Raw genomic sequence first — 17922 nt, 5'->3', positions numbered from 1 at the left:
ACCTGCCGATCTCGACGACCTCGCACAACCGCTTCACGCCGTAGGCGTCCTTGTGGTCCTCGACGAACTGGAAGCGGTTCACCAGTTCGTCTCCCCAGCGAAATACTTCGCCGCCTGACGGAGAATGTCCCGCTCCGTCTCGAGCTTCAGCTTCTCCGCCCTCGACTCCGCCAGCTCGGCCTCGAGCCGCGCGATCCGCGCCGCCTGAGACTCCGCCCGACCCGCCGGCGGCGGTGATGCCGTGCCGGCGGTCGTGGCCCCCGAGCCGTGCTTCAGGGCCCACTCCCGCAGCGCACCGCGGGAGATCCCGAGGTCCGCAGCGATCCCCTTCAACGTCGCGCCGGGCGTGGACTCGTACAGATCCACCGCCCGCTGCCGGAACTCGTCCGTGTAGTTCTTCCTAGCCATCCCTTGGATTCTCGCTTCCCCAGCGCCGTGCTGGAATCAGCGTGTCCAAGATCAGGGGTCAAGCGCCCGGCGATGGCGAGCTCGCGATGAGCTGGTCGTGCGCCTGCGCTGGGGTCGCGCCGGCGAACCCCAGGAGACAGGCCAAAAGCAGCGCGACGGCCGTGGCGGCGAGTCTCCTCGCTGCCGTCGGGGCTGCTGTGGTCGGTGTGCTGCCGGTCGTGGATGTTCTGCGCGCCGGGGGTGTCCGGCGCGTCGTGGATGTTGGTGCTGAGTCGAAAGACATCTCGAGAGTTCCTCGGGTCTGTCCGCCCGCGCACGAAGGCGTTGCGCGGATGGCGCGCGAGCGTCGCGGACGGAGAATGATCGACGCCGACCGGCACCAGACAGCACCTCAGCAGGGAAGCTGAGACGAGAGCTGTGGCGCTAGTTCGAGGTCGCGAATGCTGGGAGCATCGCGACCGCGGGCGGGCCTCGGCGCCGCAGGGTGCGCGCAGCGCGCACCGGCAGCGCGGGCACCCAGGGCAACTCGAGCGGCGCCGAGTCGATCACCGCGGCGGGGCGCACGGCGCGAACGAGGAGCAGGAAGATGCCGCGAACGAGCGGCCGAAGCAGCTCGACGGCGGCGTGCCTCACGCGCGCGAGACTCGCGAGGAGGGCCTCCCCGAAGTACAGGGCAAGCGCCGTGAGCACCGCGGCGAACGCGTGCATCGCCCACATGAGCGGGCCGTCGTGTCCGAGGTGCAGGGCGGTGGTCGGGGAGCTGACGCCCGAGCCCGACGCGAAGTCCGCCATCGCCGACGAGGCCGCGAGCTGGCCGTGACCCGCGTGCCCGGCATGCGCATCCGCTGCGCTCGCCGAACCGCTGGCGGCCGGCGGCGTGCCGAGCACGAACAGCGTGTGGAAGAGGAACTGGCTCGCGCCGACAGACAGCGCGAGGCGGAGCGAGTCGGTGCGGATGCGCGCCAGCAGCAGGCAAGCGAGCACGGCCAACGCAAACGGCAACGCGACGCCGAGCAGGCCGGGCATGCCACCGCCGGCGAAGACGTGCGAGGCGAGCGCGATGAACGTGGAGACCGATGCTGCGACGAACGCGAGCCGAACTCGGCGCACCCGTGCGGCGTCTCGCGGCCGCGCATCCACGGGCGGGGCCAGGGCGGGGTCTCGGTCGAGCTCGAGGTCGAGGTCGAGGTCGAGCGGGTCCACTTCCCCCACGGCGGGGGTCAGCAGGCCGGCGGAGGTCACGCCAGAAGTCTACGCACGTCTTCTACTGCTCGTAGACGCGGCGGTTGGTCACGCCTCGTAGGCGCGGCCCTTCCAGGCGACGCGGCGGCGCCCCGCCAACGCGTACACGGGCAGCACCAGCATCGGACTCATCGGGCCGAGCAGCCCCTCGGCGAGGTCGAGGGGTCGTCGCCGCCCCGCGATGAGGTTGGAGACCGTGCGATCGAGCAGGCCCATGAGCCGCACGAGCCGAAGGATGCGCCCGGTTGCGCGCGACTCCCCCGTACCGGGCAAGAAGGGCAGGACCCACGGCAGCGTGTAGACGCAGACCGTCAGGAGACTCGTCGCCAGCATGAGCGCCCGCGACCCGTGATGGAGGCCGAGGAGCGACTTCGCGAAGCCGCGCACCGAGCTCCGGTACCCGTCGTACATGCGCACCCCGATCGCGCTCCCACCCCGCACGGTCACGACTCGGCCGCCAGCGGCGCGCATCCGTTCGGCGAGACGCATGTCTTCCACGAGCTCACCGCTCACCGCCACGTGGCCTCCGACGCGGGCGTAGGCGGCGCGCGTGAACGCCATGACCTGGCCGTTCGCAACGACCGGCGCCCTGCGCCCGTGCAGGGCCATCGGCACCGACCCGAGCACGACCGCGTCGTTGAGGGGCGTGATGAGCCGCTCGCCGAGGGTCCGAGTCTCCTGACGTGGGAAGACCGTGAGGAGGTCGGCCCGGGATGCACGCATGGTCACCAGCAGCGCGTCAAGCGCACCGGGGTTCCAGCGCACGTCGGCATCGGTGAAGACGAGCACATCGTCGGGCCTCGGCGGCTCGGGGTGTCCCGCGGCGGCGGCGGCGAGCTGCGCGCACGCCCAGTTCTTGCCCGTCCACCCCTCGGTGCGCGGCGCACCCCGAAGCACGCGGGCACCCGCGGCCTCGGCGACCGCGCGGGTCGCGTCGGCCGACTCGTCGTCGAGCACGACCACCTCGTCGGCTCCCTGACCGAGGAATCCGGGCAGCGTCTCCCGCAGCGTCGGTTCCTCATCGCGGGCAGGGATGAGCAGCGCGACCCGCGGCGCGGATGCGTGGCCCGAGCGCTCAGCCGGAGCTGGTGAGGCCGACGATCCACGCCCGGTCCCAGCACGGGCACGGGCACGGCTGGTCCCGGTTGCCGTCCCGGCCGCCGCCCGCAGGCTCGGCTGCGTCAGCGCGTTCGCGAGCAGCACGATCGCCCTCGCGCCGAGGTACGCGAGGGAGACTCCGGCGACCACGCGGCCCACGAGCGACCGGTTCACTCGCGGCCCCGCTCGCCCTGACGACCAGGACGAGCCGGGCAAGCCCGGAAGCCCTCCGGCCTGGTCAGGAACGCGAGCATCCGCCCGGCGAAGCCGACTCGGTCGCGGCGGAATCGCTGCGCGTCGAACACGATGCGGTAGCCCGGCAGGGGCCGTGCGGGGTCGGCGGCGTCGAGGGCCCGGTCGAGCTCCTCGAGCATCGACCCGAGCGCGGCGGCGAGCTGCTCGGGGCGCACGGGTGCGCCGAAGCGGATGAACGCCTCGGGTTTGGCCGCCCCGCGCATGACGACGCGGATGGCGACGGGGACCAGCGGAACCTCGGCGCGCGCCGCGACCCACTCGGCGCCCGGGTGCAGCGACGCGAGCCCGCGGCCCGCGCGCAGCTCGCCCTCCGGGAAGATCAGGGACCAGTCGCCGGCGCGCGCACGGTCGGCGAGCGTACGCACCGCCCGCGGGGGCACTGCCCCGACGAGGCGCAGGAACGGGAAGCGGCGCAGCTGCTCGTCGCCCATCATGACGGCCACGTCGAACCCGGTGTTCCTGGCGTAGAGGCCGATCAGGTAGGCGTCCCACCATGAGCCGTGGTTGGCGGCGAGCACCGCACCGCCGCCCGGAGGCTGGCCGGTGACCGCGATCGACAGCAGGCCCGTCCGCACGTCGCGCACCGCGCTGCGCACGAGCAGCGCGCGAGCCAGGCGAAGCATCATGGTGTGCTCGACGCTATCGCAGCGCGCGCCGCGACAAGCCGGGAAGCGGGTCGTTCACCAGCCGCGGAGGGCGGCCGCGACGACACCGCCCACGACGATCACGAAGACGAGCAGGTCGGTCCAGGTCGCGACGAGCTCGTTGGTGCTCTTCCCGCGCTTCGCGAGGTGCCGGATGCCGGCGAGGCCCAGGTAGATCGCGCCGGGAAGCGCGCCCACGAGTCCCCAACCGGGGACCAGCGAGGAGACCAGCGCGACGGTGCCCAGGCTGAGGTTCGCGAGCCCGAGTTCCTGCACCACCTGCGCGGTCGCGGCGCCGGTCGCGTTGAGCGTCTGCATGCGCGTACCGGCAGCGTGTTCCTCAGTCTCATCGCTCTCGTCGGCGGCGGCCCCGAGGATGGTCTGCGTGGTTCGCAGGGGGTTCGTGAGCTGACTGATGCCCGCGACGATGAGGCGCGACCCGACGCCCCAGAACGCGAACCAGATCCCGAAGACGAGCGCTGGATTGCCGCCCGCGACGCCCAGGTGCACGCCACCGAAGAGCAGCGGGAGCACCACCGTCTGGAGGATCACGAGGAGGGCGTACATGCATGGGCCGTTCGGCGTCGGGATGCTCGCAGGAGCGCCACCGATCTGGGCGGTCGGCGCTGCATCGCTGCATCGAGGAGGGGGGATCTGCAACATATTGCATACCCGGGCTCGCGGACAACACGGCGGTGTGCGTTTGCAGGGATCGCGGTACTGGAAGAATGCGAGGGTGAGCATCCCCCCGAGTGTCACGCCGAGACCAACCAGGAACGCAGCGAAGCCCTGGTACCGCCGCAAGAGCAGGACGGTGCCGCTCGGCGTGCTCTCCGCCGGCCTTGTCGGCGCGATCATCTGGGTGTCGACGCCCTGGCCCGCTGCCATGGTCATCCGCGGCCTGTTCGAGCTGGATGCGAAGCGCACCGTCACCGAGATGGAGGCCTTCGCGCCGACCGCTGACAGCCTGCAGTCGCAGCTCGACGTGCCGTACGGCGACGGCGGTTCGGACACGACCTTCGACCTGTACTCACCCGCCGACACGACCGAGGCACTGCCGACGGTCGTGTGGATCCACGGGGGCGCGTGGATCTCGGGCGGCAAGCAGAACGTCGACCCGTATGTGCAGATCCTCGCCGCGGAGGGGTTCACGACGGTCGCCGTCAACTACACGGTCGCGCCGGAGGCCACCTATCCGACGGCGCTCACGCAGCTCAACGAGGCGCTCGCGCACCTGACGGCGAACGCGGCCGAGTACAACATCGACCCGAACCAGATCATCCTCGCGGGCGATTCCGCGGGCGCGCAGCTCGCGAGCCAGCTCGCGGCCCTCGCCACGAACCCCGCCTACGCGGAGCTCGTCGGCCTCGCCCCGGCGCTCGCCGCCGACCAGCTCGCTGGGGCGGTGCTGAACTGCGGCATCTACGACGTGAGCGGCATCCCGAGCGCGCCTGGCCTCGGCGGCTACGGCTTCCGCGTGGCGCTGTGGGCGTACCAGGGCGACAAGGACTGGGCTGACACGCCCGCAGGGCAGGAGATGTCGACCCTCGACTCCGTGACCGCCGACTTCCCGCAGACCTGGATCTCGGGCGGCAACGCCGACCCGCTGACCGCGAACCAGTCGCAGCCGTTCGCGACGAAGCTGCAGGGTCTCGGCGTGCCGGTCACCGCGGTCTTCTACCCGGAGGACCACGAGCCGGCGCTGCAGCACGAGTACCAGTTCAAGCTCGAGGGGGCGGATGCGCAGAGCGCGCTCGCGTCGACCATCGACTTCCTGAAGTCGGTCACGTCGTCCGACTGATCGCGAAACCCGCCGCGCCCTCGGGCTTCGAGGACGCGGCGGGTTCCGTCACTGACGAGTGGGAGATGGCTACTCCTCGCGCGGCAGGCCCGCCGGGTTCACCTCGGAGACGTCGATGCGCTCTTCCTGCAGGCCCCAGCGGTCGAGGATCGCGTCGTACTGGCCGTTCTCGATGGCGTGGTTGAGGACGATCTCGACGGCTTCGATGAGGCCATTGTCCTTCGCCGTGCCCGCGGCGATCTGCGCGTTGGCCGGGAAGCCGCCGTTGATGGTGCCGACGAGCTTCGTCTCGCCGTCGCTCGCCGCCTTGAACGCGGCCGTCGCGTTCGGACCGAAGGTCGCATCCACTCGTCCGGACTGCAGGGCGAGCGTGCCCGCCGCGTCGTCCTCGTAGTACTGGAAGTCGACCGGTTCGAGCCCGGCTGCTTGGTTCTCCTCGTCCCAGGCGACGAGGATCTTCTCCTGGTTCGTGCCTGCGCCGACGATGACCGACAGGCCTGCGACGTCCTTGGCCTCGGTGATCGACTCGATCTCGCTGTCGGCCTTCACGTAGAAGCCCAGCACGTCCTCACGGTACGTGGCGAAGTCGAAGAGGTCCTTGCGCTCCTCCGTGACGGTGACGTTCGAGGTGATCAGGTCGTACTTGCCGGACTGCACACCGAGGGGCCAGTCGGCCCACGCGGCGACCTCGCCCTTGAGCTCGAGGCCGAGCCCGTCGGCGATGAGCTGCGCGAAGTCGGCCTCGCTGCCCAGGCGCGTCACGTTGTCGTCCTCGGCGAGGAAGCTGAGCGGCGGGATGTACGCGCTGCCGACGACCGTGAGCTTGCCGGCCTCAGCGGGCTGCCAGCCGGACGCCTCGAGCTCGGCGATGGCTTCTGGCACCGGGTCGATCTGCGGGCGGCCGTCGACGTTGGCGCTGGTCAGGTCGAACTCGATGAGTCCGCTTGCCGGCTGGGCACCGTCGGGCTCGGCTGCCGTGACCGGGGCCGACTGGCCGTTGACGATGAGGGTCGTGGCGACGACCCCGATGACGGCGAGTGCCGCCACACCGCCGGCGATGACGCCGACCTTCTTCTTGTTGAGCTTTGCCATGAGAGGCACCTTTCGGAGTGGATGCGTTGCTGAAGTTCTGAAGAGGAATGCGGGCAGAGATCGGCCCGCTGCGAGCTAGAGCACCTTGCGGATGAAGTCCTGCGTCCGGGGGTGCTGCGGGTTCGTGAGCACCTGCTCCGGCGTGCCCTGCTCGATGATGCGACCGGCGTCGAGGAACACGATGCGGTCGGCGACCTCACGTGCGAAGCCGATCTCGTGCGTCACGATGACGAGCGTCGTGCCGCCGTGCGCGAGCTCGCGGATCACGTCGAGCACCTCGCCGACCAGTTCGGGGTCGAGCGCGCTCGTCGGCTCGTCGAAGAGGAGCACGTCCGGCTTGAGGGCAAGCGCCCTCGCGATCGCGACGCGCTGCTGCTGCCCGCCGGAGAGCTGACGCGGGTAGTGGTGCTCCTTGCCCTCGAGGCCCACACGCTTGAGCAGTCCCCGCGCCTGCGCGTCCGCATCCGCCTTGGAGGCCCGCTGCAGCGCGACCGGGGCCGCCGTGATGTTCTGCAGCGCGGTGAGGTGCGGGAACAGGTTGAAGTTCTGGAAGACCATGCCAACCCTCGTCCGGCGGCGAAGCGTTTCAGCTTCGCGCAGCTCGAAGAGGCGGTCTCCCTTCCTGACGTAGCCGATGTACTCGCCATCGATGAGGATCGATCCGCCGTCGACGGACTCGAGGTGGTTGATGGTGCGCAGGAGCGTCGACTTGCCCGAGCCCGACGGGCCGAGGAGGGCGACGACTTCGCCAGGCTCGATCTCGAGATCAATGTCGTGCAGCACCTCATGCGCACCGTACGCCTTGCTCACGCCGCACACGCTGACCTGCCCGGATGCTGCGCTGCTGCGCTCGAGTTCGGCCTCGGCGTTCCGGGTGATGGTTGCCTGGCTCATGCTGGGATCCCGTTCTTCTTCCGGTCGGCCTTGGTGTCAGCGGCTGCGCGCCCGTCGGGTTGTTCGGGCTTCTCGCGCTGTTTGTCTCTGCCTCCGCTTTGCTCACCGTCGTCGAGCAGCGCCCACTTCTCGGAGATCCAGGCCCTCGCCTTCTGGATGGGGGTCGGCGGCAGCTCTCGGTGCGCGCCTCTCGAGAAGTGGCGCTCGATGTAGTACTGCGCGATCGAGAGGAGCGTGGTGATGATGGCGTACCAGACGACCGCGACGAGCAGCAGCGGGATGATGCGCTGGTTGCGGTTGTAGATGACCTGCACCGTGTAGAACAGCTCGGGCAGCGCGACGACGAACACCACCGAGGTGCCCTTCACGAGGCCGATGATCTCGTTGAACGCGTTCGGCGTGATGGCGCGTGCCGCCTGCGGCAGGATGATGCGGAAGAAGCGGTACCGGCGCGGGAGGCCGAGCGCGGCGGATGCTTCCAGCTGGCCCTGGTCGACCGAGAGGATGCCTGCGCGGATGATCTCCGCAGAGTAGGCCGCCTGGTGCAGGGAGAGGCCGAGCGTCGCGGCGGCGAACGAGGAGATGAGCTGCACGGTCGGGAACTCGACGAGCCAGAAGTCCGTCGTGAACGGCGTCCCGAGGCCGAGCGTCGGGTACAGGTAGCCGAGGTTGTACCAGACCACGAGCTGCACGACGAGCGGCACGGAGCGGAAGAACCAGATGAAGCTCCACGAGAGGGAGTTCAGCAGCGGCGACTTCGAGAGGCGGGCGACGGCGAGGAGGGCGCCGAGGATGAACCCGATCGCCCCGGAGAGCACCGTCAGCTGCAGGGTCAGGATGAGCGCGTTGACGACGATCGGGCTGAAGAAGTACTCGCCGAAGACGTTCCACTCGTAGCGCTGGTTCGTGACGAGCGACCACGCGAACTGGGCGACCGCGAACACGGCGACGGCGGAGAGGATCCAGAGCACCCAGTGCTTGGGGTGCACGACCTTGAGGTGCTCACCGGGCCCGAGCGTCTGCATCCGGCGGCTCGCCAAGGGTGTGGCGTCGTCCGGCGGCGTCGACGGCGGGCTGTCGGTGGTCGGTGCGGTGTCGATCTGTGACATCGCGTTCTCCTCTCGGCGGACCCTCCGGGCGGAGGGGCTGACCCTCAGATGCGAGGGCATGTCGAGAAGGTATTGGCGAACGGATGCCCGTCAGCAGGGGCCGGTACGCGGGAGTTCCGAGAGGGTCGCGCGGCGCAGTGCTGCGTCACAGAAGGTCACGCCGTCACCGGGTGGAGAGTCAGCGAGGCCCGTCTGGGCGCCTCGAAGCGCACGCGGTGGGGTCCTGGCTGGAACTAGGGGCTTACGACCTGGATGCTCCAGGGCAGCGGTGTGCCGTCGATCTTGGTCGCCTCGACGACCTCGATGACGAAGGGGCCCGCCGGCCAGGTCCTCGCCTGGACCTCAGGGATCTCGGCGGTGATGTAGTCGAACTCCGAGCCGTGCACGGTCATCGCGAAGTTGCCGTAGTCGCTCGATGTGATCGAGGCCTCGCCGCCCGCACCCGTGTAGAGGTAGAGCCCCGGGCCGACCCCGTCGAGCGCCACGTCGAACGGAGGGAGCACCGAGACCGGCAGGATCTCGGCCGTCCACTCCCCCTCGCTCATGATCGTGATGCGGTCGACGACCAGCGACGTCGGGTCGTCGCCGAACGACTGCTCGAAGGCCGCCTGGGTGTTGATGAGCCATTGCGCCGTTCCGCCGGTCGCCCGCTCCAGGTACTGGAACTCGACAACCTGATCGCCGCTGTACATGGAGGCGCTGAGGCCACCGACCTTGTCGTCGACCTGCAGCACCGCCAGCTGTCCGTCGCCTTCGGGCAGTACGACATCGAGGTTGGCCTCGCCGAATCCTCCGACGGGGTTTCCGGCCTGCAACGTGAACTCGGGGAGGGTGCCGGACTCGATGGGGTCGCCCTCGAGCTCCACGGGCGTCGACTCGGTGCTGACCTCGGTCTCGTCGCTTCCGAAGGCGCCTGGCAGCACCTGCACGACCTGGACGAAGGCGGCGGATGCGAGCAGCAGGATCGCGAGGATCGCGGCCGCGATGCCCTTGGCACCCGACGCGAAGCCGCGCTTGATGGGCGCCATCGAGAACAGGATCGCGATGACGACCGGGATCCAGTAGCCGAGGAACGCCGCGACGATGGCCGCGAGCCCGGCGACGACTGCGGCCCCAGGCCCGAGGCCCGGCTGTCCGAGATGCGCGGCGTTCTTCGCGGCAGGGCCCTTGGCCGCTCGGCTCTTGGGGACGGCGGGAGTCGGATGCACGCCCGGCGTGGTCGGCTGCGGAGCAGGTGGAGAAGTCGGGGCCGGACCTGGACTGGACACCTGGCCAGCAGGCGGAGCCGGGGCCGACGACGGCGCCTGCGCCTGCGTCGGCAGCTGCGCGCGACGACGCAGCAGCGCGTCGTTGGCGGAGCCGTGCGAGTAGGCCAGTCCACGCTGCGCACCCTCCCCGCTGCGGTCGAGGTCGTACGTGGCGCGCGCGGCGGTGCTCGTGGCGGCCCGCCCCTCATCGCGTGCGAGCTGCTCGGCCGCACGCTGCGCGTCCCGAGCTGCCTGACCGGCGGCTCGCTGCGCGTCCTGCGAGCTCTGCTCGAGCGCACGCTGCCCGTCCTGGGCGCGCTGAGCGGCATCGCGCTCGCCGTCTCTCGTGCGCTGCTCGCGTTCCTGCTCGATGCGATCGGCACCTCGCGTCGCGGAGTCCGACCACTGCCGCACGAAGTCGGGTGCCCGGTAGTCCGCCGGCGGCGTGTATCCGTTCTTGCCTTCAACCACGGTCGCACCCCCTTGTTTCCTGTCTGCGCTCATTCAACACCACACCTCCGACAGTCGAGCCGTTGCCGCCCGGCCACCCGGGCCCTAGCCTTGTCCTGTCATTAGCACCAAGTGCCCGCGCAGAAGAGAGAGCCCCATGAGCGCATCCACACCGTCCCGCATCGGCGTCGTCGGCTACGGGGCTGGCGGCCACCGCTTCCACGTGCCGTATATCCAGGCCGTGGCGGGCTGGGAGCTGGCCGGGGTCGTGACCCGCTCACCAGCGCGGCGCGCGATCCTCGCGACCGAAGCCCCGGGAGTCCCCGCGTTCGACTCCCTGGATGCGCTCCTCGACGCCGGTGTGGACGCGGTTGTCATCACCACCCCGCCCGACACACGCCGCGAGCTCGTGCTGCACGCCCTCGAGCGGGGAGTCCACGTCGTCGCGGACAAGCCGTTCGCGCCGACGGTCGAAGGCGCGCGCGAGCTGCAGGCCGCCGCCGAGCGCAGCGGGCGCATCCTCACCGCCTACCAGAACCGCCGCTGGGACACCGACCTCGTCACGCTCAAGCAGGTCATCGACGAGGGGAGGCTCGGCGAGATCTGGCGCGTCTCCTCGCGCATGGACCAGGACGACTCCGGCACCCTCGAGACCGGGCCGGCTCACGGCCTCCTGCGGGACCTCGGCAGCCACCTCGTCGACCAGATGGCGTTCCTCTTCGGTCCCGTCGAGCGCGTGAGCGCCCACCTCGACATCACCACGGTCGGTGGCGTCGACGTCGACTGCGGCTTCGACGTCGCCCTCCACCACGCGAGCGGCGTCTTCTCCCGTGTCGCGTCCAGCAAGATCAACCACCTCGAAGGCCGCGAGCTCATCGCCTACGGCGACCTCGGCTCGTACGAGTCGCGCATGGACGACGTGCAGACCTCGCAGATCGACGCCGGCCTGCGACCCGTATCCGCCGCGGCCGCCGACTGGGGCGTCGAGACCGAGGAACGCTGGGGCGTGCTGCACACCGCGGAGGGCAGCACGCCCGTGCCCTCGGCGCGCGGCGACTACTCCGAGTTCTACCGCCAGCTGCTCGCCGCCGTCCGAGGCGAAGCCGCTCCCCCGGTGCTGCTCGAGCAGGCCGTGCACACGGTCGAGATCCTGGATGCGGCCCGCGAGAGCGCTCGCACGGGACTCACCGTCACCCTCTGAGCGGCACCCGAGCCCTCCCACCCCGGCTACCATCGAGGCACGGGGTGCGACGGCGGGCCAATGAGGGCCCGCCTGTAAAGGGGTAGGGCATGATCCACGGAACTGAATTCACCGGACTGCGCGAGGCGCTCGACGACGTCGAGCCGAGCATCCGTGCAGGCCTCGAACGGCTGATCGACGACGTCGACGCCGACGACATCGCGACTCGCGAACCGCGCGACATCGTCGGAGCCGCCGCCACCATGCGGAGGCTCGCGTCGCGCCGGCGCAGCGACGAGACCCTCATCGCCGTCTTCACGCCGACCCTCAAGGAGGACGGCTGGAGCTCGCGACGCACCATCGTCGACATCTGCACGGCCGACGCCCCGTTCCTCGTCGACTCCGTCACGGCCGCCGTCGCGCGGCAGGGGCTCGCCGTGCACCTCCTCGCGCATCCCGTCGTCTCGGTGCGCCGCGACGACGACGGCGAGCTGCTCGAGATGCACACGCACGGCGGCGAGCTCGAGTCGTGGATCCACCTCGAGATCGACCGCGTCGCCACCGATGAGGGCCGCGAAGAGCTCGCCGAGCGACTGCGCAACGTGCTCGCCGACGTGCACGCGGCGGTCGCCGACTGGCGCCCCATGCGCCGCGCCTGCCTCGACCTCGTCACCGACCTGCGCACCGAGCCGCCGACGAGCGTCACGCAGGAGGAGATCGCCTCAGCCGTCGAGTTCCTGACCTGGCTCGCCGAAGACAACTTCACATTCCTCGGCTACCGCGAATACGTCCTCGAGACGGACGAGGAGGGCCAGGAGGTGCTGCGCCCGCTCCCCCACACCGGGCTCGGCATCCTGCGCAGGCCCTCGACCGCGAGCACCCGCCTCACCCCCGAGGCGCAGCGCACCGCACGGGAACCGCGCCTCCTCACGATCACGAAGGCCAACTCGCGAGCCACCGTGCACCGCGACGTGTACCTGGACTACATCGGCATCCGCAGCTTCGACGAGGCAGGCAACGTCACGGGCGAGCTGCGCTTCCTCGGGATGTTCACGTCGGTCGCCTACGCGGCGTCCGTTCTCACGCTGCCGATCGTCGGCGCGAAGGTGCGGGCCGTGCTCCGCGCGTCCGGCCACGCCCCGAACTCGCACTCCGGCAAGGACCTCCTGCAGACCCTCGAGCAGTACCCGCGCGACGAGCTCTTCCAGGACAGCGTCGAGCACCTGCACGCCGTGGCCTCCGAGGTGAGCCGCCTGCGCGAGCGGCGGCGCTACCGCATCTTCCTGCGCCGCGACGAGTTCGGCCGCTTCGCGTCGGCCCTCATCTACCTGCCGCGCGACCGCTACAACACGACGGTTCGCCTCCGCATCGAAGAGCTCCTGCGCACGACCTTCAACGCGAGCCAGGTCGACCACGCCACCCGGGTCGGCGAATCCCCGCTCGCCCAGCTGCACTTCGTCGTGCGCGCGCCCAAGGGCATCCCGCTGCCCGACGTCAGCGAGCAGGATCTGCAGCCCCGCATCGAGCGCGCCATCCGCGGCTGGGATGAGGAGCTCGTGGATGGCCTGCACCGCATCTACGACGAGGAGCGTGCGGCGGAGATCCTCGGCCGGTACGCGTCGGCATTCCCCGAGGGGTACAAGGAGAACATCCCACCCGAGGACGCGGTCCACGACATCGCCCTGCTCGAGCAGCTCGACGCGGAGACACCCTTCGCCGTGCACCTCTACGCGCCAGAACGCGACGAACCGGGGAAGCGCTACTTCACGTTCGCCTCCCACCACGTGTACCCCATCACGAGAGTGCTTCCCGCCCTCACCGACCTCGGGGTCGACGTCGTCGACGAGCACCCGTACGTCATCACCCTGCCGGACGGAACGAACCTGCACATCTCCGACTTCGGGCTGACAGCCCCTGCCGCAGAGGTCTGGAACGACGCCGACTGGGGCGCGGAGCTCGAGTCGGTGTTCAGCGCCGTCTGGTCGGGAGAGTCCGAGACCGACCGGCTGAACTCGCTTGTGCTGCTCGGCGGCCTGCGCTGGCGCCAGATCGTGATCCTACGCGCCATCAGCATGTACCTGCGCCAGATCGGCGCGACCTTCTCCGTCGAGTACATCGAGCAGGCGCTCACCGGGAACCCCGCCATCGCGGCCGACATCGTGCGGCTCTTCGAGACGAAGTTCGACCCCGAGCTGGGCGGCGACCGAGACGCCGAGCTCGCCACGGTGGCGGCACGGCTCGAGGCGGCGCTCGACGACGTCGCCAGCCTGGACCAGGACCGCATCCTTCGCTCGATGATCGGCATCGTCGACGCGACCTGGCGCACCAACTTCTACCAGGTGGATGCGGAGGGCAAGCCGAAGCACTGGGTCTCCATGAAGCTCGACTGCACGCGTGTCCCCGGGCTCCCGAAGCCGCATCCCATGGCGGAGATCTGGGTGTACTCGCCCGAGGTGGAGGGCGTGCACCTGCGCTTCGGCCGCGTCGCCCGAGGAGGGCTGCGCTGGAGCGACCGCCGCGAGGACTTCCGCACCGAGGTGCTCGGGCTCGTGAAGGCGCAGATGGTGAAGAACGCCGTCATCGTGCCGACCGGGTCGAAGGGCGGATTCTTCGCGAAGCAGCTGCCCTCCCCGAGCGACCGAGGCGCGTGGCTCGAGGCCGGGAAGTCGGCCTACCGCACCTTCATCCGCGGCCTCCTCGACATCACCGACAACCGCGTCGGCACCGACATCGTGCCGCCGACCGACCTGGTCCGCCACGACGGCGACGACCCGTACCTCGTCGTCGCAGCCGACAAGGGCACCGCCTCGTTCTCGGACATCGCCAACGGCATCTCCGAGAGCTACGACTTCTGGCTGGCGGATGCGTTCGCGTCCGGCGGCTCAGCCGGCTACGACCACAAGGGCATGGGCATCACCGCGCGAGGCGCGTGGGAGTCGGTCAAGCGGCACTTCCGGGAGCTGGACCACGACACGCAGACCGAGGACTTCACGGTCGTCGGCGTCGGCGACATGTCGGGCGACGTCTTCGGCAACGGCATGCTGCGCTCCGAGCACATCCGCCTGGTCGCGGCGTTCGACCACCGGCACGTGTTCATCGACCCGACACCGGATGCCGCGGCCACGTTCGTCGAACGCCAGCGACTCTTCGACCTCCCCGGCTCGTCATGGGACGACTTCGACCGCACCGTCATGTCGGAAGGCGGCGGGGTCTTCCCGCTCACGCAGAAGTCCATCCCCGTGACCCCGCAGATGCGGGAGGCGCTCGGCCTCGAAGCCGACGTGCAGCGGGTCACCCCGCTCGAACTCAAGAGGGCCGTCCTCCTGGCCCCGGTCGACCTGCTCTGGAACGGCGCCATCGGCACCTACATCAAGGCGAGCGACGAGACGAACGCGGAGATCGGCGACCGCGGCAACGACGCGATCCGCGTCGACGGCCGCGAGCTGCGGCTCAGGGTCGTCGGCGAAGGCGGCAACCTCGGAGTCAGCCAGCGCGGCCGCATCGAAGCCGCCATGGCCGGGGTCAGCCTCAACACCGACGCCATCGACAACTCCGCGGGCGTCGGCACCTCCGACCGCGAGGTGAACATCAAGATCCTCCTCGGCGCCGTCGAGCGCGACGGGCGGCTCGACCGTGAGGCCCGCAACGAGGTGCTGCGGGCGATGACGGATGAGGTCGCAACCCAGGTGCTGCGCGACAACTACGAGCAGAACGTGCTCCTCGGCAACTCGCGCTCGAACGCCGCATCCATGCTGCCATCGCACAAGCGCCTCATCACGTGGCTGGAGGAGCGCGACGAGCTCGACCGCGAGCTCGAGTTCCTGCCGTCGAACGCCGAGATCAAGCGCCGCATCGAGGATGGCCGCGGCCTCACCAGGCCGGAGTTCTCGGTGCTCGTCGCCTACGCCAAGCTCGCCCTCAAGAGCGACCTCGCCACGACCGAGCTCGCCGACGACCCCTGGTTCTCGCACACCCTCGCCGAGTACTTCCCGGCCGAGGTGCGCGAGCAGTACGGGCCCGACCTGCACGCGCATCCGCTGCGGCAGGAGATCGTCGTCAACTCCGTCGTGAACTCCATGGTCAACCGGGGCGGCATCACGTTCGCCTACCGCGCCGCCGACGAGACGGGCGCCACGAGCGAGGAGATCGCACGCGCCTACGTCGCAGCCCGCGAGATCTTCGACCTGCGCGGGTTCGTCGTCGAAGTCGAGGCGACCGACAACCTCGTCTCGACCTCCACGCAGACCGAGCTGTACCTCGGCTTTCGCCGACTCCTCGACCGCGCCACCCGCTGGTTCGTGCAGCACAGGCCAGACCGCATCGACATCGGCGAGGAGATCACCCGCTTCACGGAGCCGGTCGCCCAGTTCGCGTCGCGGATCGGCGAGCTGCAGCAGGGCGTGGAACGCGAGCGCTTCGCGGACCGTGTGAGCGAGTTCGAGGCGGCCGGGGTACCGCGGGAGCTCGCGCTGCGCGGAGCCGGCCTGCTCGAGCTCATGCCGCTGCTCGACATCATCGAGCGCGCCGGGAACGAGGGGTGGGACCTCGAGGAGTTCGCGGGCGTGTACTACTCGCTGTCGGCCCGCGTCAGCTTCGACGACATGCTCACGCGCGTCACCGCGCTGCCGCAGGACGACCGCTGGGGGTCCATGGCGCGCGCCGCGATGCGCGACGACCTGTACGCCGTCATGGTCGAGCTCGCCGCATCCGTCATCGCTCAGACCGAGCAGGCCGAGGCCGACTCACGCGTCGACGCTTGGATCGCCGGGCTCGGCCCCACCGCCACGCGCGCGCTCGACGAGGCATCGAATGCGGTGCACGCCGGCGACGACACGGGCCTCGCCACGCTGTCCGTCGCGCTGCGCCGCCTCCGCTCGCTCGTGCGCTAGACGCCCGCGCCCCGCCCGCCTGCCTGCCCGCACCGAGAGTTGTGGCTTCTTGTCCTTGTCGATCATCGTGAGGACAACGAGCCACAACTCTGTGCGATCTTGCGGGCCCTGCGAACTGTCAATCTCGCGTCGTGATGACCAGCGTCGCGACGGTCGTCATCATCACGAGCTGCGCCTCCCTGATCATCTTCCCGAGCTCACCCGCGACGGCGGCCGAGTCGATGAGCTCCTCGGCGCGCTTCGAGATGGATGCACGGTCGAGGTCCGGGAAGACGCGCGGCAGAACGCGGACCGCGTGGAGGAGCGCGAGGGCTGCGGCAACCCGGTCGGTCTCTCGCGGCTCGACCTCACCTGTGAGCAGTGCCCTGGCCTCAGCCTGGATGGAGTCCTCGAGCTGCGCGTTCTCTCCGCGCGGCCAGCGTTCCGAGAACGTGCCGCCGAGGAACTTCTTCTCCTCGTGGCCGAGCACGCCCGCGTCCACGAACTCCTCGGCGATGCCCTCCTTGAGCTTCGTCGCCTCCGACTTGGGTCCGCCGAAGCCGACGATGAGCTTCACCGCCGAGTCCGGCTTGCGACCGACGGCGGTCTCGACGAGCGCCTCGAGGTCGGCGTCAGCACCAGCCGGGTCGAGGGGCTGACCGACCGCGACGAACGTGCCGGGCTTGGCGTCAGCATCCACCCCCGACTCGGCCCCCGCCGGGCCAGCGATGCGGAGCCGGCCGAGCATGATCAGCTCGACGAGACCCGCCGCCGACAGCACCTGCGCCAGCGCAGACCTGTCGACGAGCGGCCTCCCCGTCTCATCGTCGAGGGCCAGCAGGAACACGGCCTGTGGCACGGTCACGGCAGCGGTTACAGTCTCTTCCCCAGTGGCGTCCATGACCTGACGCTAGGGAACGAGGCTGGAGGTCGCCGCCGAACGCACCTAGGAGTTCTCCATCCAGCAGGCCGCGACGGGGTCGTTCGCTTCGGTGCTCTGCGGCGAGTACTGCTTTCCCTCGTTCTGCTCGAGGTCGGCAACGAACTCCTCGTACGTGGTGTCGGCCGGCACGAGCTCACGGTCGATGAGGCACTGCAGTACGGCACGCTGCATCTCGTCTGGATCCACCGAAGATTGGCCGCCGTTGATGAGTGAGTATGCCTCGTTGATGAACGCACTGGTCTTCTCGTAACAGTCCAGATCCGCAGCCTGCAGCTCAGAATCCCCCTCGTCGGGGCTTGCTGCCCCTGGATCGGCATCCGTCTGCAAGTAGACCTCGGCACCTTCATACAGCAGTTCGGCGTCGAAACCCTTCTCCTGAAGGCACTGGAGTCTCAGGTTGTTTCCCTCCTTCCAATCTGCCTCGGAGATCTCCCCGGACTCACGAGCGGCCGTGAGCACCTCCGTCTGGAAATCCGATTTCGAGTTCGCCAGGCCCTCATCAAGGAGTTGCTCCAGTGTGAGGGACCCGCCCGTCTGTGTCATGCCCTCGTCAGAGGTGTCCGCCTGCGCGCAACCGGTCAGTGCGACCGCCGCGAGCAGGGCAACCGACGTACACATCAATCGTGCGTGTGAAATGACCATCTGTCTCTCCCCGTCCATGGATGTTCGGAAGCGGGGCCCCGCGTTGAGG

14 protein-coding genes are annotated in these 17922 nt (G+C 69.8%); 3 read left to right on the top strand and 11 right to left on the bottom strand.

Features of this window, described 5'->3' with window-relative positions; genetic code table 11:
- Positions 1–78: 78 nt before the first annotated feature.
- The 5 genes from ABVF28_RS14345 to ABVF28_RS14325 form a co-directional block, all read right to left on the bottom strand.
- Positions 79–408 (bottom strand): transposase, encoded by a 330-nt coding sequence (locus ABVF28_RS14345; RefSeq protein WP_371031001.1) that lies wholly within the window; start codon positions 406–408, stop codon positions 79–81.
- 423 nt (positions 409–831) lie between these two features.
- The gene (locus tag ABVF28_RS14340) at positions 832–1650 is read right to left on the bottom strand and encodes a hypothetical protein (protein ID WP_371031000.1); all 819 of its coding nucleotides are present in this window, start codon (positions 1648–1650) and stop codon (positions 832–834) included.
- A 48-nt stretch (positions 1651–1698) separates the two neighbouring features.
- Positions 1699–2922, bottom strand: a complete 1224-nt coding sequence (locus ABVF28_RS14335) for a glycosyltransferase family 2 protein (protein ID WP_371030999.1) — start codon at positions 2920–2922, stop codon at positions 1699–1701.
- Positions 2919–3629 (bottom strand): lysophospholipid acyltransferase family protein, encoded by a 711-nt coding sequence (locus tag ABVF28_RS14330; protein WP_371030998.1) that lies wholly within the window; start codon positions 3627–3629, stop codon positions 2919–2921. The genes ABVF28_RS14335 and ABVF28_RS14330 overlap by 4 nt, the downstream gene beginning before the upstream one ends.
- A 54-nt stretch (positions 3630–3683) precedes the next feature.
- Positions 3684–4214, bottom strand: coding sequence for a hypothetical protein (locus ABVF28_RS14325; protein ID WP_371030997.1), 531 nt, complete (start codon positions 4212–4214; stop codon positions 3684–3686).
- A gap of 169 nt (positions 4215–4383) precedes the next feature.
- On the opposite strand from ABVF28_RS14325, the gene ABVF28_RS14320 reads away from it, so the two are divergent.
- On the top strand, positions 4384–5448 hold the full coding sequence (locus ABVF28_RS14320; RefSeq protein WP_371030996.1) for an alpha/beta hydrolase: 1065 nt from the start codon (positions 4384–4386) through the stop codon (positions 5446–5448).
- 69 nt (positions 5449–5517) lie between these two features.
- On the opposite strand, the gene ABVF28_RS14315 is transcribed toward ABVF28_RS14320, so the two are convergent.
- From ABVF28_RS14315 to ABVF28_RS14300, 4 genes are all read right to left on the bottom strand, one after another.
- Positions 5518–6540 carry an ABC transporter substrate-binding protein gene (locus tag ABVF28_RS14315; protein ID WP_371030995.1) on the bottom strand — a complete coding sequence of 341 codons (1023 nt, stop codon included), beginning with the start codon at positions 6538–6540 and terminating at the stop codon, positions 5518–5520.
- Between the two features lie 75 nt (positions 6541–6615).
- A complete protein-coding gene (locus tag ABVF28_RS14310) occupies positions 6616–7434 on the bottom strand; it encodes an amino acid ABC transporter ATP-binding protein (RefSeq protein WP_371030994.1) in 819 nt (272 codons plus the stop codon).
- Complete coding sequence (locus ABVF28_RS14305; RefSeq protein ID WP_371030993.1) at positions 7431–8543, bottom strand: amino acid ABC transporter permease; 1113 nt, start codon at positions 8541–8543, stop codon at positions 7431–7433. The genes ABVF28_RS14310 and ABVF28_RS14305 overlap by 4 nt, the downstream gene beginning before the upstream one ends.
- Before the next feature lie 233 nt (positions 8544–8776).
- Positions 8777–10261 carry a hypothetical protein gene (locus tag ABVF28_RS14300; protein ID WP_371030992.1) on the bottom strand — a complete coding sequence of 495 codons (1485 nt, stop codon included), beginning with the start codon at positions 10259–10261 and terminating at the stop codon, positions 8777–8779.
- A gap of 136 nt (positions 10262–10397) precedes the next feature.
- Here ABVF28_RS14300 and ABVF28_RS14295 point away from each other — a divergent pair, with 136 nt between their 5' ends.
- Both ABVF28_RS14295 and ABVF28_RS14290 read left to right on the top strand, forming a co-directional pair.
- Positions 10398–11441, top strand: coding sequence for a Gfo/Idh/MocA family protein (locus ABVF28_RS14295; RefSeq protein WP_371030991.1), 1044 nt, complete (start codon positions 10398–10400; stop codon positions 11439–11441).
- 89 nt (positions 11442–11530) lie between these two features.
- Positions 11531–16309: an NAD-glutamate dehydrogenase gene (locus tag ABVF28_RS14290; protein WP_371030990.1), complete on the top strand. Its 4779-nt coding sequence runs from the start codon at positions 11531–11533 to the stop codon at positions 16307–16309.
- 118 nt (positions 16310–16427) lie between these two features.
- Here the strand turns inward: ABVF28_RS14290 and ABVF28_RS14285 are convergent, their stop codons facing one another.
- Complete coding sequence (locus ABVF28_RS14285; protein ID WP_371030989.1) at positions 16428–17189, bottom strand: GPP34 family phosphoprotein; 762 nt, start codon at positions 17187–17189, stop codon at positions 16428–16430.
- Between the two features lie 45 nt (positions 17190–17234).
- Positions 17235–17891 carry a hypothetical protein gene (locus ABVF28_RS14280; RefSeq protein ID WP_371030988.1) on the bottom strand — a complete coding sequence of 219 codons (657 nt, stop codon included), beginning with the start codon at positions 17889–17891 and terminating at the stop codon, positions 17235–17237.
- Positions 17892–17922: the final 31 nt, after the last annotated feature.

The organism is Pseudoclavibacter sp. JSM 162008 (genome assembly GCF_041366455.1).
Classification (GTDB): domain Bacteria; phylum Actinomycetota; class Actinomycetes; order Actinomycetales; family Microbacteriaceae; genus Pseudoclavibacter.
This window is presented reverse-complemented; position numbering and strand designations above follow the sequence as displayed.